This window comes from Blastopirellula marina DSM 3645 (genome assembly GCF_000153105.1).
Classification (GTDB): Bacteria; Planctomycetota; Planctomycetia; order Pirellulales; family Pirellulaceae; genus Blastopirellula; species Blastopirellula marina.
In genome coordinates, this window is sequence record NZ_CH672376.1 from 1,721,464 (window position 1) to 1,746,482 (window position 25,019).

Consider the following 25,019-nt stretch of genomic DNA (forward strand, 5'->3'; position numbering starts at 1 on the left):
AATCTCATCATTCCATCGCTAGATATTTCGTCCCATCCGAGACGCCAGTCGATTCAGCGTTTCGCTGGCGTCTTGATCGGATAGGTGGGCGTGAATCACGCTCATGCCGTCGCGATCGTTCCAGGCGCTTTGCAGCGCATTGTAGAACTCTTTCTCGGTACGGACTTCATAACCTGTGCCGCCGCCGAGAATGTCGGGCAGCTTGCTGTACTTCCAGGGATGGATCTCGTTGTATTCCCACTTGCCGGCATGCAGCCAACGCTCGGTGCCGTAGCCGTGATTGTCGAGGACGATGATCACCGGATCGTAGCCGTGACGGACGATCGTCGAAAGTTCCATGCCGGTCATCTGAAACGCCCCGTCGCCGATGATCGATATCACGCGGGCCTTCGGCTTAGCGGTTTGCACGCCCAAGGTCGCTGGCACGGCGAATCCCATCGATGTGTAATAGGCGGGGCTGAGAAATTCGGACCGACCGCGGGTTACGAGTTCGGTCGCCGAGAACAACGAGTCGCCGATGTCCGCGATCACAATCACATCGTCGTCCAGCAGTTCGTTAATCATCGGCACCATACGGCGAATCGTCAGCGGTTCGTCGGTCGTTACGCCGACGGGCGCCTGTTGCATCGCCAGGCCGGGCGGGATCAAACGTTTCGGCGGATGCGGTTTTTGGGCGGCAAGCGCTTGCATGAAGTCCGGCAACGTGACGCCGTGATAGTGATGATGCCGAACGCGTAGTTGTTCGCTAGTCGCGTAAATGCACTTCGAGGGATCTAGATTGGCGGTGAAGATCCCCAGGTTGATGTCGGTCATGAACGTGCCGAGGAGCAAGATCAGGTCGCTCTCTTCGACAAATTCGGTCACCTCTTCGCGGCCCATCGCGCCTTCATAGAGCCCGACATAGAGCGGATGGGTTTCGCGAATGACGCTCTTGCCCAAGATCGTCGCGGCGACGGGAATCCCCGTCGCTTCGGCCAGTTGGACCAGTTCGTCCTGCAGCTCGAAACGATGCAGTTCGACGCCGGCGATGATCATCGGACGCTCGGCCGAAGCCATCAAGCGCGCCGCTTCCGCCGCCGCTTCGACGAGCGCGTGGGGATCGCTGGTCGTGGTCGGTTCCTGGAAAGTATGGCTGATGTGCGGCACGACATTGACCATGTCGCGGGGCAGTTCTAAATAGACAGGTCGTTTGAACCGCGCGGCGGCGTCCAGCACGCGATCGATCTCGCGAAACGCCGTGACCGGGTCGGCCAGCTCGGCGGTGGCGACGCACAGTTTTTCAAAGACATCTTTTTGCGTGCTGTACTCGCGCACCATGTGATGCAGCAGCGGATTATTAATCCGCTCGCGTAGACCCGGCGAACCGGTCAGCACGACGACCGGCGATTTCTCGGCGTAGGCGCCGGCGATCGAATTGCAAATGCTGAGTCCGCCGACGCAGTAGGTGACGCAGACAGCGCCCAGGCCGTGAACGCGGGCATAGGCGTCGGCGGCGAAGCCTGCATTATCTTCACGCGTGCAGCCGACCATGTTGATCGGGCTTTGTTCGAGCATCGAATAAAACGAGAGAATGTAGTCTCCCGGGATGCCGAAAATGTCTTGCAGGCCGTAATCCTGCAAACGGCGAATCAGATATTCGCCGATTGATAAGCCTGCGGTGCTGCGATTAGAATCCGCCATGCTCGCCTTCCTCTGCGATGTGCCTTGTTCGGTCTGCGAGAATTGTACGTTCTTTTCGCAAACCCGGCCAATCGAGAATTTCGCTGCATAGCGCGCCGAAAAAGCCAAATTACTCGGCCGGCGGATCGATTCCTGCGCGTTTGAAATGTTCGCGCTGCAGGCGCTTGTCCATCAATACGAGGATCTTGCCGGTTTTGTCATCGTAGCCGTACATTTCGTAGCTACGCAGTTTGACGAACTCGATGTTGTTTTCTTTCATCATCTGCATGTATTCGTCGTAGGTCGGATAGCGGCCTTCGACCGCTTTCTTCATGTTGACCGCTTGCTGCATTCCCAAGGTGCTGACCTTGGCCATCGCCGAGAAGTAAACCGAACCGGCCTGGCTGAACGGATCGACCCCGTCGGCGCTGGCGCCTTCGGCGAGGACGATTTCGGGATCTTGCAACGCTTTGTTGGCGTCGACCACCACGTTGGATGTTTTCCCAATAATTCCTTTGTTCGGTTTTTTCTCGGCGGGCGGCTGGTCCGTCATCTCGGTCGCCGGCGCGGTTGGCTGGGCGCCGGCGCCGGTCGCAGCCGAGGGACCTTCGATCGATGGAATGTCGACGCCGCCGGGGGCCACGGGGCCCGAGTTTCGCTTTTCCATCGGCTCCATATCGCAACCAACGGCGAAAGCAAGAAAACAAGCGACCAGGGCGAAACGCGGCATGAGAGGGGATCCTAAACAGAGAAGGGGCGGCGAAATGGGTTCCGCTAAGCTGCAATATCGATCATTCGGGAGCCAAATTCAAGCGCCGCGGCGGCTTTCTTGCGGCGCTGCGACCTTGTTCCCCCCGCAGGCAAGGGATAAATTCAAAGCTTACGCAGCCCTGTCCCGCAGAGATTAACGATATGAAACTGGTCATTGCGATCATCCAGCCCAGCCGCTTGGAAGCGGTGAAAGAAGCGCTTACCGAGGTCGAAGTCTTTCGTCTCACCGTTATGGATTGCCAGGGCTTTGGGCGACAAAAGGGACAGACCGAGGTTTATCGTGGGCACGAGTTCACCATCAATCTGCTGCGCAAAGTGCAGTTGCAGATCGCGGTGAACGAAGAGTTTGTCGAGCCGACGGTCGACGCGATCGTCAAAGGAGCGCGCAGCGGCGAAAAAGGAGAGATCGGCGACGGCAAGATCTTTGTTTTGCCGATGGACGAATGCGTTCGAATCCGAACCGGCGAACGCGGCCCCGACGCGATCTAGCCTTTGCCCAGTTCGTATTCGACGGCGTCACGAAAGACGTCCATATCAAACGCACCGATCCAGACGCGCTGCACCGTGCCGCTGCGGTCGAGGAGCAGCGTCGTCGGATAGTTGCCAAACTGCGAAATCGAATTGAGTTCGGTTCGTGAAACTCCTCGCGCATCGCAATAGACCGGCAGCCCGATAATGTTGATTTTCTCGAGGATATCGGCCGAATCGCCGGCCAACTGCTGTTGGTTTTCGATTCCCTGCTTCGCATCACGCGAGCAAGAGACGGCGACAAATTGAAAGTCGGTTTCCTCTTTAAGGTCGCGACTCAGACGCACCAGGCCCGGTAATTCCATCAAGCAGGGCGGGCACCACGGCCCCCAATAGTTGATCAGCGTCACCTTGTCTTGCAAACTGGCCGTTGTGATCGGTTGCTCGACATTCAACAGCGGCGCGAGGTCGACATTGGCCAACTTCTGACCGACCCAAGGATGCGATTGCCGAGCAGGCGGCTGAATCGCTCGAATCACCAGGATCACGCACAGCCCGATTAGCACCGCAAACAAGATGGCGGTGACCGCTGTGCTGATCCATTTCTCGCCTGAACGTTCAGGTCCCAGGTCGTGTTGATCGGTCTGAGTCATCTTGGGCCGTCGCAAAGGTGAAACACGGATTGTCTGGCAAAGGAAGGTTACGCCTTGTTATGTTATCTCAAGCAAGCGGCCCCGTCGGCAAGTTCTTTCACGTTGGCGAGAGATTCGGGGGGTGATTTTGGCGGCAAAACTTGTCGCGGATCGCCAGACTCTCGTTAAAAGGAAATGAAAATCGGCCGCAGATTGACGATCGGCCGCCGAAGGCGAATTAGAATCGAGCTGGGAAATCGCTATTGCATTGGCGGACAACTCGCGGAAAATTTGCTAAGTTTGGAAGAATCTCCCCTTGGCGACGACCCAACAATTGCTAATGGCCATTTCGAAAACCGACTAGTTACGTACGAATATGAAGTTCGAAGTCGAATTGAAGTTTCCGGTCAATGATCTCCGCCGCGTAGAAACGGCATTGGCCGATCTGGGCGCCGCGATCGAGATCCCGGTCAAACAGTCCGATTTCTACTACGGTCACCCGGCGCGAGATTTCGCCCAAACCGACGAGGCGCTCCGGATTCGGCGTGTGGGCAGTAAAAATATCATCACCTACAAAGGCCCGAAGATCGACGCGACCACCAAGACGCGGCGCGAGATCGAAGTGCCGCTGGTCTCCGGAGCCGAAGGCGCCGCCAACATCATCGATATGATTGAGGCGCTCGGGTTTCTGCAAGTCGCCGAAGTAACCAAAAATCGCCGCAAAGCGAATCTTAGCTTCGCCGATCAAGCCGTCGAAGTCGCCCTGGACGAGGTCAAAGGCTTGGGCGAATTTGTCGAACTGGAGATCTCGACCAACGAGGACGGAGTCGACGCCGCTCGCGAGGCGATCAACCAACTGGCCGAAAAACTGGGGCTGTCAGGCAGCGAACGCCGCAGCTATCTCGAGCTTATTCTCGAATCCTAAGTCTTTGTGTCGAACCCCCTAGGGGCGGCATGCTTGCGGCGATTGACCCGTCGCCCAAAAATTCTTCCCCGCCAGGCGACACCCCGACGATCGAGCGGGGTTCATCCATAGTCGAAACGGCAATTACGCCCGATTCGTACCTGCAGCATCACTCCGCTCGCAGAAAATGAACAAACCTCAGGCGGACTGCGCCTGTCAGAAACTTTGGGGAGCCCTGGGTCGTCAATACCGCGCAGATGGCCTGGGGCTCCTTTATTTCTTTTCGGTGAAATCTCACCGCCAGCGACGACTGCAACGCACGTCGCCGCCGCGCACCGGCGATATTCCCTATAATGACGCTATGTCTTCGTTCGCCGCTGATAAAAAACATGGTCCCGCCGATTCCACTTCTTCCGCACTGCCTGCTGAACCGGATGACGCAGCGGAAGGTCGTAACTTTTTGCTGTTGGCGCTATCGCAAATCGTGATGCGCTGTGGTTGGATCTTCAAGACCGAGAGCATCATTATTCCGGCCGTCGTCGATCTGATCGCCGGGCCTGGTTGGATCCGCGGCATGTTGCCGATCTTGAATCGGATCGGGCAATCGCTTCCTCCGCTGTTTTACGCGCGGACGCTCAAGTCGATGCCGCAAAAAAAGTGGTCGCTCTGCGGCACCACGCTGGCCATGGGAGTCAGTTTCTCGATGCTGGCGTTTTGCTTCGTACCGCCGGTCCGCGGCGCTGTCGACGCGATCTTTCCGGATTGGGCGGTCTGGCCCAACGTCTGGATCACCGTCGCATTTATGGTTTGCTACTTGCTCTTTTTCGCCGCGACCGGATTAAATCAGATTGGCTTTGGCACCGTGCAAGGCAAGTTGGTGCGCGTCACCAAACGCGGCCGCTTGATGCTGGTCGCCAACTTTGTCGGCGCGATCGCCGCGATCGGTTTCGCCGCGTGGCTGTTGCCGATGTGGCTGACCAACGACAGCGCCCAGGTCTATTGGATCTTCGGTTTCGCCGGGGGCGCCTTTTTGGCGAGCGCCGGCGTCGCGGCCTTGTTGAAGGAGCGCTGCGATCAATCGTCGCATGTCAAAGGAACGGCGCTGGAACTCTTTCATGACGCATTTAGCGTTCTGACCGAAGATCGCAACTTTCGCCGCTTGGCGGTCGTCGCCGCTTGCTTCGGCTGTTCGCTGATGCTCTTTCCGCACTATCAAGCGCTAGCGCGGGATCGTTTGGGAGCCCCGCTCGAAAATTTGATCCTATGGGTCATCATCCAGAACGGCGGAACGGCGGCGTTCAGCTTGTTAGGCGGTCCACTGGCCGATTGGAAAGGGAATCGCCTGGTCTTGCAGTTGATGATGTGCGGCGTCTTTATCATGCCGCTGATCGCCGTCGTATTGATCCATACCGGGCCCAGCGGCGCGGTGCTGTTCAATTGGCTCTTTTTGCTGGTCGGCGTGACGCCTGTGATGTTTCGCGGGCTCAGCAACTATGTGCTGGAGATCTCGCCGCGGAGCGAACATCCTCGTTATCTGGCCGCGCTGAGTCTGTGCGTCGCCGCGCCGATGATCGCATCTCCGGCGGTCGGTTGGGCGCTGGACGCCGTTTCTTACGAAGCGGTCTTCCTGACGATCTCAGCAATCCTGTTTGGCGGATTGCTGATGACTTGGACAATTGACGAGCCGCGTCACGCATAACAGCGACGCAGCTTAGACCTTCGCCAATTTCAGTGCAAACTTATTTTGCTCTGAGACGTTGCATTGTTTGCGTGTCGGAGAATAGTCGACCACATTCACGCCGCCGTCGGTGGTGAATTCCATCAACCGCACCCAGCCGTCGCCCCCTTTGGGCTTCGTTTGAAAGTTGACGAGCATCTGATGGACATCGCGTCCGCCCGGCGTGACCGAGGTCATGCGGCCCAGTCCGTCGTACAGCACGTGGCCGTTCAGCGTCATGATGAAGTTTTCATGCTTGCCGACCAGATTGTCCCAAAGCTCGGTACCATCCATCACGTCGTCGGCCGAATTTTTCGCGACTCCATAAGAGTGCGGGTTCCAGTGTTGCTTGGTTCCTTTTTCGGCCCAGTCATAGCGGGACTCGTCGTAGTACATGTAAGCATGCGTGATCAAAATCGCTTCGCGGTCTTTGTGCTTGGCGGCAACTTCGTTAGCCCAGCGGACGACATCGGCACGCGGTCCAAATTCTAAGCCGATCACGACAAAGTCGCGTCCACCGGCCGAGAACAGATGGTAGCTATTTTCCATCTTCTGCGGCTCTTTGTCGTAGACGCCGCCAAAGGTTTTTTGCGTCCGAAACTTGTCGATCGAAAAGTAGTCGTTGAGAAGCGTTGTACGATCCGTGCATTTGCCGCCGGCGCTATAGTCATGGTTGCCGGGAACCATGAAGTAAGGGATCTTGCCATCGAGTTGGCCCATTGCGGCGACCGCGAGTTCCCACTGGGCGGGCAGGCTGCGATTGGTGATGTCTCCCAGATGCAGCGCTGCGGCGATGTTGCGCGCCTTTTGATTGTCGACCAACCACTTCGTTTGCGCCATGAATCCTTCCGGGTGTCCTTCGCCGTAGGACTGCGTATCAGGCAGCACGGCGACGGTGAACGAGCCTGGTTGGATCGGCGCAGGATCTTCGTCGACAAGCACTGCGCCTGCGTACGGATCGGCGGCCAACGCTTGCGAGCCGACGAGAGAAACGAATGTAGATCCAACGGCGAGCGAAGCGCCCGCTTTCAACAGTTGACGACGATCGAGCGATGACATGGAAGGTTCCTGGCGTGCGGGATTTTGTGTCCGAGGTTTCGATTATGGGCGACCGACCTGACGATGTAAACATCCGAAAAATTAAGCTGAGATGTATATATTGGATCGTCGCACAGATTGCACTTTTTAGGAAGTGTTTCGATTTTGATCAGTTCAGGCGTTGCTGTTAATAAAGAGCAATGACTTCATTAATATCTGCACAGAACGGGCCGGTTATCATCCGTTGCGAGATCATCAGCGACCACGGCCTCTTGCCTGGTGCGTTGCATCAGGCCATCACGTTCGCCTGCCGATTTATTTTCTGAATCGTCCCATCAAGCAGGAGCCAGAAATTTGAAGGGGAGCGCTTCACGGAAGTTCGCCGTTTGGTTGCCGACAACGGCCAATTTGTCGTGCAGTTCAAGCTTGCGAACCTTGGTCGTCGCCGCGAAGTCGAGTTCGCGCAGCTTGACCCAGACGATGCTGGGACTCGCCGTGTCTTCAAAGAAATAGGTCAGCCCTTTTTGATCGGCGACGGTGCGCCAGATCGTGGATGAGATGTGGGGTTGATCCGGCGTGGTAATCCCCCGTGGAACGCTGACGTTGCGAATCACGCTAAACGTCGCGGCGACCGCTTCTTGGGGGTCGGCGGATTGCCGCGCGGCGTTGATGTAAAAACTGGCGCGGGCAAATCGATCGGCAGGGCGATTCGTGCCAGGCAGCATGATCGTGCCGCCGATTTGTTTCCAATATTCGTTGATCGACAATTGCTGATCGAAGGTGGGAGAGTTCGTCATCACTTGGTGCTGCTTACCATGATGGATGACGAGTTTGCCGCCGACATATTCAAAGATCGCAGAATCGCCTGAAGGATCCGAGATCGATAGATGCACGCTCCCTTCCGCGCCGTTGGGGGCTTTCACCGGAACCACGCGAAAAGCTTCTCGGCGAAGTTCAGCAACCGCTTCTGCGACATTTCCGAAGTTATCCAGCAAGTATTGCGCCCACGCCGCGATCGAGATCGCCGGCCGACTGTCATTCGCGGCCGGGTATTCCGACTCGACGAGATACAGCAGATTGGCGACTAGTCCGACCTCATTCATGCCATCGGCGGTTCCGCCTTCGTACACGGACGCAATGACGCCGCCATACTTACTGGTCCACTCCAGCGACCCTGCGCCAAGTCCGCCATCCCGTTGCATGCCGCGCGGAAAGATCCACAGGTTCGTGTGCATCTCCTCTTTCCAGTCCATCGACCGGCCGGTGGTGGTTTGTCCTTCTGGTCCGAGATAAACCGCGCGAGTACACATAAATCTTGCTCTTCTGATAGTGGAATTGGTGAAGCGGTTAGATGTCTTGGGGATCGTGACTGTTCGTCGAGCGCATGTTGGTGCGAACATGATCGTAAAACAGTTACGTGATCGTCGTCATTCCGCAGGCAAACGCGAGGAGGACCGCCAGCAACAGCAACCCATCTCCGATCCGGCTAGCGGACGAGGTCAGTTGCAAACGCTTGGCGCAGCTGCCGAGCACAGCGATCCAGCTGCCGATCAAGAGTAACGCAAACAGCGCTTCATTCTGATTTTGAACGGTATCGTAGCGAATCACCCGGACGACCAAAAAGTAGACGAGAACCGGTGCGCACATCACCGTCGGTCCTAGCCAGGTTCGAGGATCCCAGATCAGCAGCAGCGCTGTTCCAATCGCTGGCGCGGCGAGCAGCAGCACGCCTGGGAAGGAAGCGCCTGCGGTATCAGATAGCAATCGCACGTATCCCAGCAGCGCTCCGATCACGAACATCCACCAGAACAGCCGCGGCAGCGTGATCTGAAAGTTGCTCGATGATGGTGCGTCGGATTCGATTTCGTCTATCTCCACTTAGCCCGGCGGCCAGGTTAGTTTGCGTCCGCCCATCAGATGCAAATGCACGTGCGGCACTTCCTGGCCTCCTTCTTCTTTGCAATTAACCACAACCCTGTAGCCTTTATCAAGATGCAATTTTCGGGCGACGTCGCGTACCACAATCCACAAGTGTCCCATCAACGCGGCGTCCTCGTCGGTCACGTCATCGAGCGTGGCGATCTCCTTCTTCGGGATCACCAGCACATGGGTTGGCGCTTTGGGAGCGATGTCGCGAAACGCCAAGCAGAGGTCGTCCTCGTAGACGATGTCGGCCGGGATTTCGCCGTCGATGATCCGCTTGAAGATCGTTTTTTCGCTCATGTTGTTCTTTCATTGCTGGCGGAAGTTGTGCTGTCATCCAGGGCGCAGAATAACACCATTTTGCCCTGTGGCCAATCAGTCGAATTAGATGCGTTGTCGCGTGCTGTACGACTTAGGAACAATGCGGAAAATGCAGCTCGCTAGCAGCCCAGTTTGGGTTAACTCCCAGCGTCCTGCTTGCCGAATACCGTAACAGAGTAGAGATCGTAGTCGGCGATGGATTGCCGCTGCGGGAGACATGCGCTGGCGGCCAGCCCTCGCGAACGTCTTCATTTCTGGCTGAGTTTTTTGGGGGGATGCATGATGCTGACGCGCGAAAACTTCGCGTTGACCCTAGCGTTCTTGCTTGGTTTGCTGATCGCCTATGAAGTTCGTGGTCAACAACCGAACTATGTCCAAGAGAACGGCGTGACCTACCGCGAAGTGGTCGACACCGTCCAGCGCCCCGTCGTCGAAACGAGGATGCAAGAGCATACCGAGCAAGTTTACGTCGAACGGTACACGACCGACGTGCATGAGAGTCAGCGCACCTATCATGTTCCGGTAACCGAATATCGTTGGGAAGCGTATACGCCGATCTCGCTCAACATCTTCGCACCGCCGCGCGTCGCCTATCGCTGGGCGCCGCAGACCCGCTGGGAATCGCGCGTCGAAACGGTTCGTACTCCGATCACGCGACGTGACCTGGTGCCGGAAACTCGCACGGTTTCGCGCCCGGTGACCACGACCCGCATGGTTGATGAAAAGCGAATCTCCCGCGTCGCCGTCAGCAACTCGCCGGCAACTTCGCGCGGCGCCAGCAACATCGCGAGCGCTCCGCTAGAATCGCAGCGCGTCGGCGGACTCGGCATGCAGGCCGATCCTCCCCGCGTCGGTACGCGGTTGGATCCGCAGCAAGCGCCGTCGCGGTTTCGCTAAGCCAGGCCTTGGGTTAATTCTTTCGGCAACTCCGGTAGCGGGGCGCCTTGTTGGATGGCGTCACGCGTTTGCTGGGCCAACTCGATCGCCAGCGGCGTGATCTGTTGGCAGCGGTTGGCGACGTCGTTGACATCCCAGCGATCATCCGGCTTGCCAAACAGTTGGCACTTTCCATCGCTAGAGACGCGTGCTCCCCACGAGATCGTCCGCAGATAAAGATCGTCGCCTGTCGCACAGAGCGTTCGATCTCGCGGCGGCAGGTCCAGCAGCAAAAGTGAGCGCGCCGCATCTGCTGCTCGCGTCGGCTGGGGCGCTGCGAACCAAGCGAGCAACGTCGCCGGCAGGTCGCTGCTGGACGCCAGCGATTGCACGCGGGTCAGACCTTGGGCGGCGCCAGGCAAGCGAAGCATCAGCGGCGTTTGCGTCAGGTTCGAAAAGAGGGCCAGCGGCAATGCGGCGTCGCGTCCAATCTGACGATGCAAACCGAGCGGGATTCCGCCGCTTGAAGTGATAATCAACAGCGGTTGGCGATCGACCGGCAATGCGCCAATCGTGGCCAGCAGTTCTTCTAACAGGGTATCGATCAACAGCACCTGACCGCCGTACGCTTGCGACAAGCCGAGCAACTCGTCCGGTTCAATCTTTCCCTCCGGTCGAGAGGAGGGAGGCGTCGCGTACGTGGGAGGCTCGGGATCTTCGTCTTCCGCCAACGAACGGCGATAATCGAGCGGCGCGTCCCACGCGCCGGCCATTCCCCGAGCATGGGCCCAAATCAACTCGTCGCCGCCGTCCGAATCGAGCCAATCGCAAACCAGGGCAAAGATGCGGGCCAACTCGGTCTCGTCTTCATGTTCGGTGATCTGCGGCTCTGAGCAGGGCAGAAACTCGGCCGACGCAAGCCCAAACGAGCCAGCCGCGTCACGCAGCAATGCTTCATCCGTCAGCAAATGCAGCGGCACGCCGACCTGGGCCAATTGGGCCGCCAGATCAAACCCATCCTCTGGCGCCAACGGATGCGCCGCGCGAAACCAAGACCGATAAAGCTGGTCCAGGTTGAGCGTTTCGACCGTCGCATGCTCGACCAAAATCGACTGGGCCGCCAACTGATTCAGCGCAGGAGTCTCTAGCCAGGCCGTCCCATAAGAGGAAAGAAACCCGGCGCTCCAACCGTCAATCACCAACACAATCGCTCTACGCACGCGTTATTCTCGAACGTAACTAAGGAGGGGAAGCATGCAAGTATAACCCGGCGGGGTTGTGACGTGTTCGGCGGAATGCGGAACAAGAAATTACTTGCGGCGGCGGAGGAGATTGCATCTCTTCCTCCGCTTTCCCGTTTCCGCTTTTCTTCCTACTTCCCGTCCAACGCCGGAATCTTGTCAAACTCGGACGGCGTATGCGCCTCGGCCATCAACTTCGCCAGCTTGTCGACCAGGTCGGGGTGCTGAGCCGCCAGGTCGGTGGTTTCGCCGGGGTCGGCTTCCAGGTCGTACAGTTCGATTTTCAGCGGAGCGGGATTGTTGCGTTTCATCATGTTTTGGCGGATCCCTTTCCATTTGCCCATGCGGATCGACTGCTGACCGCCGTACGCCGGGAATTCCCAGTAGAGATAGTCGTGCATTTTTTGTTCGCCGCTTCCCAGTAGCGTCGGCGCCAGGCTCAGACCGTCAATCATCTGCGGCGCTTTTGTTTCGGTGATGTCGGCGATCGTCGGCAGCATGTCCCACAAAGCGGACGGGACGTGCGAGACTTGTCCCGACTTGATCTTGCCGGGCCAACGCGCGACCAGCGGAACGCGAACGCCCCCTTCGTACAAGCTCCCTTTCAGCCCCCGCAGGTTGGCGACCGATTCAAAAAAGTCAGAGTCCGATCCGCCCAGGCGATCGTAAGTCGCACCGTTGTCTGACGTGAAAATCACTAGCGTGTCGCCATCCAGCCCCAGCGTCTCAATCTTGCTCAAAATCTTACCGATATCGCGGTCCATGTGCGTGATCATCGCGGCGTAACCGGCGCGCGGAGTGGGGTGCTGGATGTAGCCTTTGTGGACATATTTTTCTTCGGGAATAGCGTTCGTGTACTCGGCGGTCGATTCGTCCGGAACTTGAATCGACAAGTGCGGAATTGCGAACGGCAGGTAAAGGAAGAACGGTTTGTCCTTGTTCTGATCAATGAACTCCAAGGCGACTTTGGTGAATTGATCTTGCGAAAAGGTCTCGCCGGTCGCGCCGCGGTTGTTGCCTGGTTGAACTTCCTTTTCGCGATTCCGCATCAGGAATTTTGGATAATGGTTATGAGCATGGGTCTGGCAGTTGAAACCGTAAAAGAGGTCGAAGCCCTGCTGGTTGGGATCGCCGGTCGTGCCGAACTGTCCCAGTCCCCATTTGCCGATCGCCGCCGTGGCGTACCCGCGCTGCTTGAGCACTTCGGCGATGGTCACTTCTTCGCTGGCCAGCGGACGTTGTCCGGTCCAATCAGTCAAGCCAAGCGCCAGCGACTCGGCCGGCAGCTTCTTCTGGGCGAAGTTATTCCGCACGTAGGCGTGCCCTGGATGCTTGCCGGTCATCAAGCAGCAGCGCGACGGTGCGCAAACGGCGTTGCCGCTATAGAAGTCGGTAAAACGAATTCCCTCGGCCGCCAGGCGATCGATATTCGGCGTCTTGATCCATTTTTGGCCATAGCAGCCCAGTTCGGCGTAGCCCAAATCATCGGCCATGATCAGCACGATATTCGGAGCACGATCCGCGGCCAGTAGCCCGGCCGGAGAAGACAGCAACAGTAGGCAGGCGGTCAGACGAGACATGAAATTTCTCGGCGGTAGGACGCAAAAGGATTTTGAACTCAAAGAAAGTTGGGTCCATTTTAGGCAGAAAAAACCGAGACTGCGCTATATCGCCAAGAGATGACGATTTGAGGGCAACTAGACATAGGACCGGACCGCTGCATTTTTTTTTAGTCCGGCGATCCGTTCGTTCGACATTCGACATTTGCCCACAAGGTTGGACTGGACCGGCAGGGTTGGACTGGACCGCTGGATTTCTTCGTCTTCAATTTGCCTGGGCCTCCTGAATGTTAGTTTGGGGGGATTGCGACTGCCGCAGACATGGCTTGTTCTACGGTTAAACTAGTTGGACCGGACCGCGATTCGTTTTTTGAGGAACTTGCCCATTTTTCCCAGGGGTAAACTGGGCGCTTTCGTAGGGGGTGACTCGATGTATGGACCGCACACACAGGAAACACCTGGGCAAGGCCGGTCTATCGCACACTTTCCGGCGGCTCACACGAAGGCTCCGGCTCCCATTTGTTGGCCGGCAAACGACCGCCAAATGCGCAATCCGCCGCACCCCTTAATCGATCCGAGATGCGTGCGTTCTGTCAACGGACAAGCTTTGGCGCGCGTGTGGCCTGCGTCCAATCGGTCGCCGATTTGGGCAAGTTCGTGGCGCGTCTTGACCCACCTTGCCCGGTTGGCGTTAATTGCGCCAGCCAGATCCTTTCTCCACTCGGCTTTTCGTCCATTGCCGAGGTTTGTTATAGTGAACGCCGATAGGTCTACAATTGTTCACTTCTCTCCTCGAGCACGGCGTTACGGATGGCCCGCGAAGCCTTATTACAGCAGGGAGACGGCCATGGTCCTGAGGACGAGCGGTCGCTCCGTCCGCAGTCGATGGCCGATATGGTGGGCCAGCGCGAAGTCGCCAAGCGGCTGCAGATCGTCGTCGACGCCGCGATGAAGCGGGACGAACCGCTCGGGCACATCTTGTTTGATGGTCCGCCGGGGCTAGGAAAAACAACTTTTGCGACCTGCATCCCGAAAGACCTGGGCGTCAATTTTCAGTTGACCAGCGGGCCCGCGATTCAGGCCCCCAAAGATCTGGTTCCCTATCTGACCAACGCCGACGAACGTTCGATCTTGTTCATCGACGAGATCCACCGGATCCCCAAAGCGGTCGAAGAATATCTGTACACGGCGATGGAAGATTTTCGGATCGACATCGTGCTAGGCGAAGGAACGAATGCGCGAACCATCAATCTGCAGATTAAGCCGTTCACGCTGATCGGCGCGACGACGCGTAGCGGGATGTTATCGGCGCCGCTGCGAGATCGTTTTGTCCTACGGGAGCATCTCGACTTTTACAGCGATGACGAACTGGCCGAGATCGTTCGCCGCAATTCGAAGAAGCTGGGCGTGACGATCGACGATGACGCGGCGCTAGAGATCTCGAAGCGCAGCCGCAGCACGCCGCGGGTGGCCAACAATCGCCTGCGTTGGGTGCGCGACTTTGCGACCAGCCGCTCGGATGGGCATGTCACGCTAGAACTGGCCCGCGCCGCGATGGAGATGCAGGCGATCGACGATCTGGGTCTCGACAAACAAGACCGCAACTATCTCTCGACGCTGGTCCGCGTCTTTGCCGGCGGTCCGGCCGGGATTGAAGCGATCGCGCATACGATGAACGCCGCAACCGACACGCTGGCCGACGAAGTCGAGCCCTTCTTGCTGCGTACCGAGCTGGTCGTGCGAACCCCGCGCGGCCGTGTGGTAACGCCCAAAGCGATGGGGCATCTGAAAGCGTATGGGAAAGAGCGGAAACTGTTTTAGTTGCATGCCGCAAAGAGTCTAGCCGGCCCATCACTAGCCGGCCAGCGCCAGCAAGGGAATGCGGTTGGCGTTGCGAGCACGGTTCGAAGTGACCAGCCGCATTCCCTTGCTGGCGGGCTCGTATCCAGGTTTTACGAAGGCAAAATCTGGGCCTTGTCGGAAATGTCTTTCCGGCACCAGGCGCCTTCCCAGCGGATCTTTTTGACGGCGGTATAGGCGTTGAGCTTGGCCGTTGCGATCGAATCGCCCAGGGCGGTGACGCCGAGGACGCGGCCGCCGGCGGTGAGGACGTCGCTGCCTTTGAGCGTGGTGCCGGCGTGGAAAACTTTCACGTCAGGCAGTTGAGCCGCTTCGGACAAGCCGCGAATCGCGTGGCCCTGGGTGTAGTCGCCGGGATAGCCGTCGGAGGCCATCACTACGCAGATCGCGGGACGGGGATCCCACTGCAGCGGTTCGATCTCGGCCAAGCGGCCATCAACGGTCGCTTCGAGAATATCGATCAGGTCGGTCTTGAGACGCATCAAGATCGGCTGGCACTCAGGATCGCCCAAGCGGACGTTGTATTCCAGTACTTTGGGACCTTGGTTGGTCATGATCAGTCCGGCGTACAGCACGCCGCGGAACGGACGGCGCGAACGCTTCAGGGCGTGAACGGTCGGGACCAGCACGCGTTCTTCGATCTCGGACATCATGCTGGGCGTGACGATCGGCGTCGGGCTGTAGGCGCCCATGCCGCCGGTGTTGGGTCCTTCGTCATTATCAAACGCCGGCTTGTGATCTTGGGCCGGCGCCAGGCTGACGATCGTATGACCATCGGTGATCGCTAATACGCTCGCCTCTTGGCCGTCGAGCCGTTCTTCGATCACGATCTGATTGCCGGCGTCTCCAAAGATCTTGTCGCGAGCAATCTGGTTGATCGCTTCGAGCGCGTCTTCCGCTTTGCGGCAGACGGTTACGCCTTTGCCGGCGGCCAGGCCGTCTGCTTTGACGACGACCGGCACATCTTCCCCTTCGTGCGGGAAGCGGTCTTTGATGTAGCGCGTGGCGCTGTCGGCGTCACGGAACAAGCGGTATTCGGCGGTCGGCACATCGGCCTGACGCAAGATTTTTTTGCAGAACGCTTTGCTCCCTTCCATCTGCGCGGCGGCTTTGTTGGGTCCAAAGACCTTGAGCCCGGCGTCTTGGAACGCGTCGACGATTCCGGCGACTAGCGGCGCTTCGGGGCCGACGACGGTCAGGCCGCAGTTGTTTTGCTTGGCGAACTTGATCAACTGCGGAAAGTCGGAGGGAGCGATATCGACATTCTCCGCGTCGAGCGCCGTACCGGCATTGCCGGGCGCTACAAAAACGCGATCGACGCGCGAGCTTTGACCAATTTTCCAAGCGAGCGCGTGTTCGCGGCCGCCGTTGCCAATCACCAATACGTTCATAATGCAATAAGCCTTTATGGGGCTGAGGTCCTGCGTCGAATCTGACATTCTACCGGGGAAGCCAAAGACTCGACAGATGCTGTTTTCGGCGGCTGCGGTGAACTACGACCTTACCACTCGGCAGGATGTGACAAATTGTCTCGCGCAAAAACGGTTGACAGTGGGGGCAGATCGAATACAACTTGGGCAGGAAATCACGGGAAACCGCAGTTCGGCACGTGGAATTACGCCGCAAGTTGTTCTGCCAGAGGAAGTTGAAAGAATCAGTCGCTATTTTTTGCCGCTCCGGGCGGTGAAATAGCCTTCCCTAAAATCCGGGATTGCGGTGACAATCCATTGATTGTTGATGCGGTTTCGGCCTTATCTCTAGCGCGAAGACATCGATGGCTGACAAGAAAAAAATGTCGGTCGAGGATATTCTCGCCGCTTGTCGCACTGACAAGCCGGGCGGCGAAAATGTTGCGCCGTCCTCAGACGCCGAGTCCTCAGGGGAAGCTGCTCCTGCGGAGCAAGCTCCCCCAGAGCCAGAGACGCCGCCGAGCGAAGATTCTCCGCCGGCCAAAAAGCCCGGCGAGATGTCCGTGGCCGAAATGTTGGCCGCGGCTCGCGGCAAAGGGAGCAAGCCGGCTGGCGAAGCGAAGCCCAAAGCAGAGAAGCCTGCGGCTCCGGCGAAAAAGCCGGGGGAAATGTCGGTAGCTGACATGCTGGCCGCGGCGCGAGCCGGCAAGGGCGGGGGAGCGGCCGAGAAGTCGACTGCTCCGAAACCAGCGGCCAAATCGGCGCCGGCGGCGAAAGCAAACCCAGCGACGGCCGAAAAAGGCGCCAAGCCGGTTCCGGCGGGTCCGCTCGATACGCAGAGTATTTTGTCTTCGGCGCGAAAGAAAGACAAAGCAGGGCCGATCACCAAAGCGGAAGCGGCCGCCAAGGGAGAATCACCGCCAGAAAAGCGGGAGAAAAAGAAAGTCACGATGCCGGAGCGCCCGGCCTATGTGGCTGCGACTGCGAAGCCGAAAGCGGCCGCCAAAAAAGAGGAAACCCGCCGCGGCTTTTTTGCCTGGGCGTTTGGTTCGAGCCTGGCGGTCGGCTTTAGCATGCTGACGTTGACCGGCTTGATCAGCTCACTGGGGATGGCGCGGTTCATGTTTCCGAATGTGCGGACCGAGCCGCCGATGAAATTCAAGGCCGGTACGCCGGCTGATCTTTCGCCGGGTCAGGTCGAGACGAAATACAAGTCGCAGTTCGCCGTTTGGGTCGTGCGGGCCGAGTACGAAGGCCAACCGCAGATCTACGCGTTGAGCACGGTTTGCACTCACTTGGGCTGCACGCCGAATTGGTTGGAAGCGGAGCAGAAATTTAAATGCCCCTGTCACGGCAGCGGTTTTTATAAGGATGGCGTCAATTTCGAGGGTCCTGCCCCCAGGCCTTTGGAACGGTACGCGATTCGGATTGCGGATGATGGACAACTAGAAATCGACAAGAGTCGCGTTTATCAACAAGAGTTGGGGCAATGGGCGGATCCTGGGTCGTTTATCGGCCCGGCCTAGTTTCAGCGGATTCATCCAATCGCAACTAAGTAAGCACGCGTCAGCAGTATGTGTCAACCAAGAGGGATCGCGCTGTCATGCCTTCACTGAGCGAACACATCAAGAACTCGCAGATTTGGAAGAGCATATTTCGGCATCCGATGCCGGTCGATCGTCGCAATCGCATCGTCGTCGTTCTGACCAACTTCTTTCTTCACTTACATCCGGTCTCGGTCAAAAAACAAGGGATCGCGCTCAGCTACACCTGGTGCATGGGCGGGGTCACCTTCTTTCTGTTTTTGGTCGAAGCGGTCACCGGCGTCTTGTTGATGTTCTATTATCGCCCGACGTTGGAATGGGCGTTTAAAGATATCTTAGAGCTGCGTGACGTTAGTTCGATGGGGATCCTGCGCGAGATCCATCGCTGGGGCGCGCACGCAATGGTGATCACCGTCTGGCTGCATATGTACCGCGTCTTTTTGACCGGCAGTTATAAGCCTCCCCGCGAGTTCAACTGGGTAGTCGGCGTGATTCTTTTGCTGCTGACCTTATTGTTGTCTTTTACCGGCTACTTGTTGCCCTGGGATCAGTTAGCGATCTGGGCGATCTCGGTCGGATCGAATATGGCGAAAGCGCATCCCTTTTTAGGAAGCGCCGGTCCCGGCAGTTCGCTGTTGTCGGTCGGCGGCATCAACTTGATCACCAGCGCTTCGGACGCTCGATATGGGCTGCTGGGAGCTCGCTTTGTGGGGGAAGAGACGCTGAACCGATTTTACATTTTGCATTGCATCGCGATCCCGTTGGCGGTTTCGTTGTTGTTGGCGATTCACTTTTGGCGCGTCCGCAAGGATGGCGGCATTAGTGGGCCGCTATAGAGAGTCGCGGTCGCCTGGTTGGGCGATCGTGGGAGGTTGTCCTTGCTGCCGTTGAATCTTTTGAGTTGACGCCGTTATGCACCTGAGCCACGAAGAATTCCTGCAAAGCGTCAGCGGCTTTCTAGGGATGTTCTATTTGGCGCTGGGGCTGATGAACGGCGTCGCCGCTTATTACTTATGGCAGCTGGCCGAAGCTCAGCACCATCACGCACCAACCGCCGAACATCCGCAAGATTCTCACTTGGGAAACAAGTCGTTCGGCTGTCTCTTCCTGGCGGTGGTGTTCTCGATCATGTCGCCGTTGGCGTTCAGCGGCAGCGCCACGATGATGGCGCCGATCTCGTTGCCGCAGTTTATGGTCGATGGGGTGAACTATCTGTTCGCCGGTTCGTTGGGGCCGGTGCTGTACAGCACCCTTTCGGTCGGGCTGCTGGCGGTGCTGTTTCTGGGGCGACGATTCTTTGTGCGACCGGTGGTCGCGTGGATCGTGTGGAACTGCATGCTAGTGCTGTTGGCGGTTTGCATGACCAATCCGAACTTTGCTTCGATCGTGATGAAACCGGACAACGTGCCGATCGTCGCGATGGTCTATCTGCTGGCCTTTTTCACCTGGTTGGCGACCGCACAAGCGGTCAAAAATGACGATCGCGCCAAAGATGGACTGCCGCCGCTAGAGAAGTTGGATGACGAAAAGATCTTGGTCTGGCCTGACCTGGTCTACACCGAACTAATTTGCATGGTGGCGATCACCGCCGTATTGATCTTGTGGGCGGTCGTTTTGAAGGCGCCGCTGGAAGAACCGGCCGACGCTGCGAAAACGCCCAACCCATCCAAGGCGCCGTGGTACTTCCTTGGTCTGCAAGAGATGTTGGTTTATTACGATCCCTGGTTCGCAGGGGTAGTCGCTCCGCTGGTGATCGTCGGCGGCTTGATGGCGATTCCGTACCTCGATTTCAATAAGTTGGGAAACGGTTACTATACGATCGACCAGCGTAAATTCGCCTACGTGACGTTTCAGTTCGGCTTTCTCGTGCTGTGGGTGACGTTCATTATCTTGGGAACCTTTTTGCGCGGTCCAAACTGGAACTTTTTTGGTCCGTTTGAGCAATGGGACGTCCACAAAGTCGTGCCGCTGAATAACGTCGACTTGTCCGAATTTTTCTGGGTGCAGTGGCTCGGAATGCCCAAACCCAAGGCGCCTCCCGACGTGGGCGCTGGCGCTGCGCTAGGATTTGCGATTTGGCGCGAACTGCCAGGCATCCTGCTGTTGCTCGGTTACTTCACGCTGTTGCCGCCGATTTTGGCGACGACGGTCTTTCGCAAGTTTTTCCAGAAGATGGGCCTGATCCGTTTCATGATCTTGGCTTCGCTGCTGCTGCTTATGGCGCTGTTTCCCATCAAGATGGTGCTGCGCTGGTCGTTTAATTTGAAATACATCATCGCCTTGCCCGAGTATCTGGCGAATTTTTGACGGCGCCAAATCAGGCGTACGGAGTTTGCGGCAATGCCGGCCAACGAATCAATTTGGCGCAACATCAAGACGATGCACTTCGTCTTTGCGGTGAGCAGTATTTTTCTACTGGTCGCGACGATCATCATGTTTGCGCAAGATCACATGCGGCAATGGAAGCCGATTCAGCGCAAGTATCGTAGCGTCGAAGCGACCCTCGCCGATTGGCAAATCAATCAGCAAAAAACGGAAGCGACGCTCTATTCGCATCACATGCTGGAGACGAAGCTGTTGGCCGTCAAAGCGGTCGCGCCTAGCGAAACGCTGATGCGACAGTTTCAAGCAGCCGTCAATGAGGACGCCGCCGCTCGGGGGGAGGCGAAGTACGATTTCAGCAGCATCGACGCAGAGCTGAAAGGTCTGCAGGATCAGGCCGAACAACTAACCGCCGCCAAAGAAGCGGTCGCCGCCGACGACGCGACCGCCGATCAAGAACAAGATCTGATCCACTTTCAAGAGTTGCGGGCCAACTTTCTCAGCCGGCTCGACTCGTTTGAGAAAGCGGCTAAGTTTCGAGAAGAGACGCTGCTCGGCAAGAAGAAATTTCGCAACGCGGATCTTGACGCCGTGCGTAGTCGCTATGACCTGGCGATTCGCGATGAATTAAGCGCCGATAAAATTGCGAGCATTCGCGACGAGATTGCGCATGTTGAAGCGGACGTGGCCGAACTAGGACTCGCCAATCAGCATGCGACCGCGCATCGCAAAGAGTTGATTCGCATCTTGGGTGAAATTTGTGCGGTTGGATCGGAAATTGAATCCGAAATCAAAGCGAATCAAATCGAACTGAATCAGCTAGTCGAAGCCCGCAGCGCGCGGCAGTCGACCTGGTTTAGTGATGAGTTTCCGTTTGTCGGCAAGCGCGTGAACGAATTGCCGATCCTCGACGCGTTCAACTCGTCAATCAAGATCGACCAGATCTGGTTGCCGGAGTTGAAGCAAGACTTTAGCCATAAGATGGTCGCGCGGTTTGATCGCTGCATGACCTGTCATATGGGGATTGATAAGACGCAGCGCGGCTCGCCGACCAAGCAGCTGTTTCCGCACGACGAGGAAGTCGTGCTGACGATGTCGACGCCCAGCAGCATGCCGGAAGAAGGCGAAGACGGAACGGTTCCGACTTTGGAGTCGGTTTATGGGATTCGTTTAGCGTCCGAAGGTTTGCTTGATCCTGATTTGGTGACGATCGAACTGGTGTTGCCCGAGTCGCTCGCGGCTCAGGCCAAGGTCGCCGATCCGTTGGCTGCTCACGGCGGCCAAGCGAAACCGCTGGGAGACGTCTTGCGGGAGCGCGTCGCGACCGACGGTTCGATCGCTGGGTTGCATGGCCCCGACGGGCTCAAGTTTGGCGACGTGATCGTCGAGGTCGGCGGCAACCTGATCAACGACCCCGGCCAGGTGCGGCGACTGTTGATGCAAAGCGCGCCGTTTGGCGATTCGATTCAAATCAAAGTGAGTCGCGGCCTGGAGCATCCCTATGCTTCGCATCCGCGGTTGGATCTGTTTGTCGGCTCGCTCAGTCCCCACGAAGTGGGCAAGTTCGGCTGCACGATCTGTCACGACGGGCAAGGAAACGCGACCGACTTCAAATGGGCGTCGCATACGCCGAACTCGCTGAAAGAGATGCAGAACTGGAAGGAAGAGTACGGCTGGTTCGACAATCACTTCTGGCTCTATCCGATGCATTCGCAGCGGTTTGTGGAGTCGAGTTGCATCAAATGTCATCACGACGTCGTTTCGCTGGAAGCGAGCGAGCAATTTCCAGAACCCCCTGCGCCGAAGGTGGTCGAAGGGTACCACGCAATCTTGAAGTTCGGCTGCTTTGGTTGTCACGAAGTGAAGGGGAACGAAGGACACGGCAAGACGATTGGGCCTGACTTGCGTCTCGAGCCCAACTACTTTGCGACCGCTCAGCAACTGCTGGCGGTCTATGGCGATCAGTTTGATGATTCGATGAAAGCGAAGTTGGCCGAGGTGGTGGTTCACCCCGAGGATAATGTCGTTCGTGAGGATGTCTTCAAGGCGATCGAAGCCGACAAGGTGGCGGAAGAGCCGCAGTATGAACCGGCGGTCCGCGAGGTCGCGAGTCAACTGAAAGATCAGGAAGCTCCCGGCGAACTTCGAAAAGTGGGGCCGAGCTTGCGCTACGTCGCCAGCAAGCTGGAGGCGCCGTTCCTGTACGATTGGATTCGAAAGCCGAGCCATTTCCGACCCGATACGAAGATGCCGCAGTTCTTCGGGCTCTGGAGTCATCTCGACAAGGGATCGGCTTCGCTGGAAGAAGCGGAGCATTTTGAGCCGATCGAGATCCTGGGGATCGTGCAGTACCTGACCGCCAACAGTCAGAAGTTTGAATATCTGCGGACCGAGCAAGGTCAGGTCGGCAGCGACACCGACAAGATCACGCGCGGCAAGCTGTTGTTTGAAACGCGCGGTTGTCTCGCGTGTCATCAGCACGAAGATTTTCCGGCGTCGCATGCCGATCAGGGCCCCAACCTGACCGGACTGGGCGGCAAGCTGCGCGGCGCGGCGGGCCGACAGTGGCTGTATACCTGGTTGAAAGATCCGACCCGGTATCACGTGCGGACGAAGATGCCGAATTTGTTCCTCGATCCGGTGCAACAGGCCGATGGGACCGCGACCGATCCTGCGGAAGATGTCGTCGCGTTTCTCCTGTCGACCGGCGGCGATTTTGAGCCGACCGATCCGCAACTGACGCCGAATCCCAAATATCTGGATCAACTAACAACCGACTACCTGGGAGCGACCTACAACGCTGCGAAAATCGCCCAGGTCATGGAGCAGGGGATCGCCGAAGAAGAGCGAGCGAGTCTCAAGGGGGCCGAAGTCGAGTTGATCGGTGGGATTTCGACCGAGAAAAAACTGCAATACATCGGTCGCAAAGCGATCGGCAAATATGGTTGCTACGCATGTCACGATGTCCCCGGCTTTGAAGACTTCAAACCGATCGGAACCGCGCTGACCGACTGGGGACGCAAAGATACGTCGAAGTTGGCGTTCGAGCATATCAATGAGTACCTGCATCACCATATGCATCCGGCCGATCATAGCGAGACCAGCGCCCAAGACTACGGAGTTGTCGAAGGGGGGCTGGCCAGTCTCGAGCACCCGGCGGAGAAGCATGACGAGAATCACGCTGAAGCTGCGGCGCACGACGACGCCAAGTTGATTGACCAATCTCGTTGGCCGTCCGAGTTCTATCTGAAGCAGATCGGCTCTCACAGCCGGATCGGTTTCATCGAGCAAAAGCTGCGTGAGCCGCGGAGCTACGACTATAAGAAGACCGAAAATAAGAGTTACAACGACCGCTTGCGGATGCCGCAGTTCCCGTTTGAAAACGATGCGCAGCGCGAAGCGATCATCACCTTTGTGCTGGGCTTGGTGGCGCAGCCGCCGGCGCCGCAATACGTTTATACGCCCACGCCGCGGAAAAAGGCGATGGACGAAGGTCGCGTCGTCCTGGAGAAGTACAACTGCAAAGGGTGTCACATCGTCGGCATGGAGAAGTGGGATCTGACCTTCCAGCCGGGCTTTTTTGAACCTCAAGCGACGGCGCCCACTTATCCCTACGTCGAACCTCATTTCAGCCAAGCCGATATTGATCTCTCGCAGCGCGCGGTCGATGCGGCCGGCAATCTGCATGCGACGATCGTCGGCTTGCCGGCAGTAGGCGATCGCGATGGCCTGCCGATTGTCGTCGATGATGAGGGATACGATGTCGAAGCGGATTTCGACTACGATCCGGCGCGACTGAGCTATCGGTTTCAGTTGTGGGATCCGGTGGTGCTGGACGGCAACGTCTATCCGGTTGGTTTACTGCGAACCGATATACCGGCGGACTTCATTCGCCGGCGCTATCCGACCGATGGGGGCGCTTTGACCAAGATGCTGTTGCCGCGAGTGTTGGAGCTAGAGCAGCAGTCGAATCCGAACGCCAAAGGAAGCGAAGCTTGGGCCTGGTTGCCGCCGCCGCTGGTCGGCCAGGGGAAGAAAGCCCAGGTCGGCTGGATGCATGACTTCCTGTTGGATCCGTATCCGATTCGTCCCGCCGTCGTGCTCCGAATGCCGAAGTTCAATATGACTTCGGACGAAGCCGGCAAGTTGGCGAACTTCTTCGCCGCTCGCGATGACGCCGAGTTTCCCTATGCTTTCGACAAGCTGCGTCGCGCCGATTATTTGCGTTCGGCCCAAGCGAAATATGATCAGCTTTTAGAAAAAGAAGGTTTGCCAGCGCAAAATCGTTTGACAGACGCGATGGGAATCATCGTGAACAGCAACTACTGCGTCAAATGTCATATCGTCGGAGATTTTGTCCCGGTCGGTTCGGCCAAGGCGCTTGCGCCTGACCTGACCCAGGTATACTCGCGACTGCGTCCTCGCTATGTCCGGGACTGGATTTCACAACCCTCGGCGATTTTGCCTTACACGGCGATGCCGGTGAATATCCCGTACTTGCCGGATGCAGCGGCGAACTACGGCGGAATTGATCAAAAACTGTACCATGGGACGAGCTTCGATCAGATCGACGCTTTGACCGATTTGTTGATGAATTACGACGAATTCGCCAAAGCGCATAGCCAGGTGACGCCGCTGGTCGAAGCAGCGGCTCCACCCCCGCCGGAGGCCGCAACCGGCGTCGAATAAGCGGTTGCCGAGGGCTGTTTTTCGTGCCCCCTAAAAGGGTGCGGCGAAATGCATGGGCGGCGGCGACAGAATTGCTTATAATGAAA

General features: G+C 57.6%; 19 protein-coding genes. 9 read left to right on the forward strand and 10 right to left on the reverse strand.

Features of this window, described 5'->3' with window-relative positions:
* Positions 1-18: 18 nt before the first annotated feature.
* Positions 19-1,680 (reverse strand): alpha-keto acid decarboxylase family protein, encoded by a 1,662-nt coding sequence (locus tag DSM3645_RS08855; RefSeq protein ID WP_040352325.1) that lies wholly within the window; start codon positions 1,678-1,680, stop codon positions 19-21.
* Between the two features lie 109 nt (positions 1,681-1,789).
* Complete coding sequence (locus DSM3645_RS08860) at positions 1,790-2,389, reverse strand: hypothetical protein (protein WP_002651782.1); 600 nt, start codon at positions 2,387-2,389, stop codon at positions 1,790-1,792.
* Positions 2,390-2,571: 182 nt separating this feature from the next.
* Here DSM3645_RS08860 and DSM3645_RS08865 point away from each other — a divergent pair, with 182 nt between their 5' ends.
* On the forward strand, positions 2,572-2,919 hold the full coding sequence (locus DSM3645_RS08865) for a P-II family nitrogen regulator (RefSeq protein ID WP_002651783.1): 348 nt from the start codon (positions 2,572-2,574) through the stop codon (positions 2,917-2,919).
* Here the strand turns inward: DSM3645_RS08865 and DSM3645_RS27950 are convergent.
* Positions 2,916-3,551, reverse strand: coding sequence for a TlpA family protein disulfide reductase (locus tag DSM3645_RS27950; RefSeq protein WP_002651784.1), 636 nt, complete (start codon positions 3,549-3,551; stop codon positions 2,916-2,918). The two genes, DSM3645_RS08865 and DSM3645_RS27950, sit on opposite strands and share 4 nt — an antisense overlap.
* Positions 3,552-3,906: 355 nt before the next feature.
* On the opposite strand from DSM3645_RS27950, the gene cyaB reads away from it, so the two are divergent.
* Together cyaB and DSM3645_RS08880 are read left to right on the forward strand one after the other, a co-directional pair.
* Positions 3,907-4,455, forward strand: coding sequence for a class IV adenylate cyclase (cyaB, locus tag DSM3645_RS08875; protein WP_002651785.1), 549 nt, complete (start codon positions 3,907-3,909; stop codon positions 4,453-4,455).
* A gap of 265 nt (positions 4,456-4,720) precedes the next feature.
* Complete coding sequence (locus tag DSM3645_RS08880) at positions 4,721-6,133, forward strand: hypothetical protein (protein ID WP_237564783.1); 1,413 nt, start codon at positions 4,721-4,723, stop codon at positions 6,131-6,133.
* Positions 6,134-6,145: 12 nt separating this feature from the next.
* Here DSM3645_RS08880 and DSM3645_RS08885 read toward each other — a convergent pair whose 3' ends face one another.
* From DSM3645_RS08885 to DSM3645_RS08900, 4 genes are all read right to left on the reverse strand, one after another.
* Positions 6,146-7,210 carry a metallophosphoesterase gene (locus DSM3645_RS08885; RefSeq protein WP_002651787.1) on the reverse strand — a complete coding sequence of 355 codons (1,065 nt, stop codon included), beginning with the start codon at positions 7,208-7,210 and terminating at the stop codon, positions 6,146-6,148.
* Positions 7,211-7,524: 314 nt separating this feature from the next.
* Positions 7,525-8,499: a linear amide C-N hydrolase gene (locus DSM3645_RS08890; protein ID WP_002651788.1), complete on the reverse strand. Its 975-nt coding sequence runs from the start codon at positions 8,497-8,499 to the stop codon at positions 7,525-7,527.
* Between the two features lie 103 nt (positions 8,500-8,602).
* Positions 8,603-9,067: a hypothetical protein gene (locus DSM3645_RS08895; RefSeq protein ID WP_002651789.1), complete on the reverse strand. Its 465-nt coding sequence runs from the start codon at positions 9,065-9,067 to the stop codon at positions 8,603-8,605.
* On the reverse strand, positions 9,068-9,412 hold the full coding sequence (locus DSM3645_RS08900; protein ID WP_002651790.1) for a histidine triad nucleotide-binding protein: 345 nt from the start codon (positions 9,410-9,412) through the stop codon (positions 9,068-9,070).
* Between the two features lie 303 nt (positions 9,413-9,715).
* Here DSM3645_RS08900 and DSM3645_RS08905 point away from each other — a divergent pair, with 303 nt between their 5' ends.
* Positions 9,716-10,330 carry a hypothetical protein gene (locus tag DSM3645_RS08905; protein WP_237564784.1) on the forward strand — a complete coding sequence of 205 codons (615 nt, stop codon included), beginning with the start codon at positions 9,716-9,718 and terminating at the stop codon, positions 10,328-10,330.
* On the opposite strand, the gene DSM3645_RS08910 is transcribed toward DSM3645_RS08905, so the two are convergent.
* Together DSM3645_RS08910 and DSM3645_RS08915 are read right to left on the reverse strand one after the other, a co-directional pair.
* Entirely contained in the window at positions 10,327-11,529 is a 1,203-nt protein-coding gene (locus DSM3645_RS08910; protein WP_131282354.1) for a hypothetical protein, read from the reverse strand. The two genes, DSM3645_RS08905 and DSM3645_RS08910, sit on opposite strands and share 4 nt — an antisense overlap.
* Positions 11,530-11,681: 152 nt before the next feature.
* Positions 11,682-13,130, reverse strand: a complete 1,449-nt coding sequence (locus DSM3645_RS08915) for an arylsulfatase (protein WP_002651793.1) — start codon at positions 13,128-13,130, stop codon at positions 11,682-11,684.
* A 789-nt stretch (positions 13,131-13,919) separates the two neighbouring features.
* Between DSM3645_RS08915 and ruvB the strand changes: the two genes are divergently transcribed.
* Positions 13,920-14,930, forward strand: a complete 1,011-nt coding sequence (gene ruvB, locus DSM3645_RS08920) for a Holliday junction branch migration DNA helicase RuvB (RefSeq protein ID WP_002651794.1) — start codon at positions 13,920-13,922, stop codon at positions 14,928-14,930.
* A gap of 131 nt (positions 14,931-15,061) precedes the next feature.
* On the opposite strand, the gene purD is transcribed toward ruvB, so the two are convergent.
* Positions 15,062-16,360: a phosphoribosylamine--glycine ligase gene (gene purD, locus DSM3645_RS08925; protein WP_002651796.1), complete on the reverse strand. Its 1,299-nt coding sequence runs from the start codon at positions 16,358-16,360 to the stop codon at positions 15,062-15,064.
* Between the two features lie 383 nt (positions 16,361-16,743).
* Here purD and DSM3645_RS30885 point away from each other — a divergent pair, with 383 nt between their 5' ends.
* The 4 genes from DSM3645_RS30885 (at position 16,744) to DSM3645_RS08950 (ending at position 24,933) form a co-directional block, all read left to right on the forward strand.
* Positions 16,744-17,904 (forward strand): QcrA and Rieske domain-containing protein, encoded by a 1,161-nt coding sequence (locus tag DSM3645_RS30885; protein WP_002651797.1) that lies wholly within the window; start codon positions 16,744-16,746, stop codon positions 17,902-17,904.
* A 77-nt stretch (positions 17,905-17,981) separates the two neighbouring features.
* On the forward strand, positions 17,982-18,758 hold the full coding sequence (locus DSM3645_RS08940; protein ID WP_002651798.1) for a cytochrome b N-terminal domain-containing protein: 777 nt from the start codon (positions 17,982-17,984) through the stop codon (positions 18,756-18,758).
* A 76-nt stretch (positions 18,759-18,834) separates the two neighbouring features.
* Positions 18,835-20,229 (forward strand): hypothetical protein, encoded by a 1,395-nt coding sequence (locus DSM3645_RS08945; protein WP_002651799.1) that lies wholly within the window; start codon positions 18,835-18,837, stop codon positions 20,227-20,229.
* Between the two features lie 33 nt (positions 20,230-20,262).
* Positions 20,263-24,933, forward strand: coding sequence for a c-type cytochrome (locus DSM3645_RS08950; protein WP_002651800.1), 4,671 nt, complete (start codon positions 20,263-20,265; stop codon positions 24,931-24,933).
* Positions 24,934-25,019 lie beyond the last annotated feature (86 nt).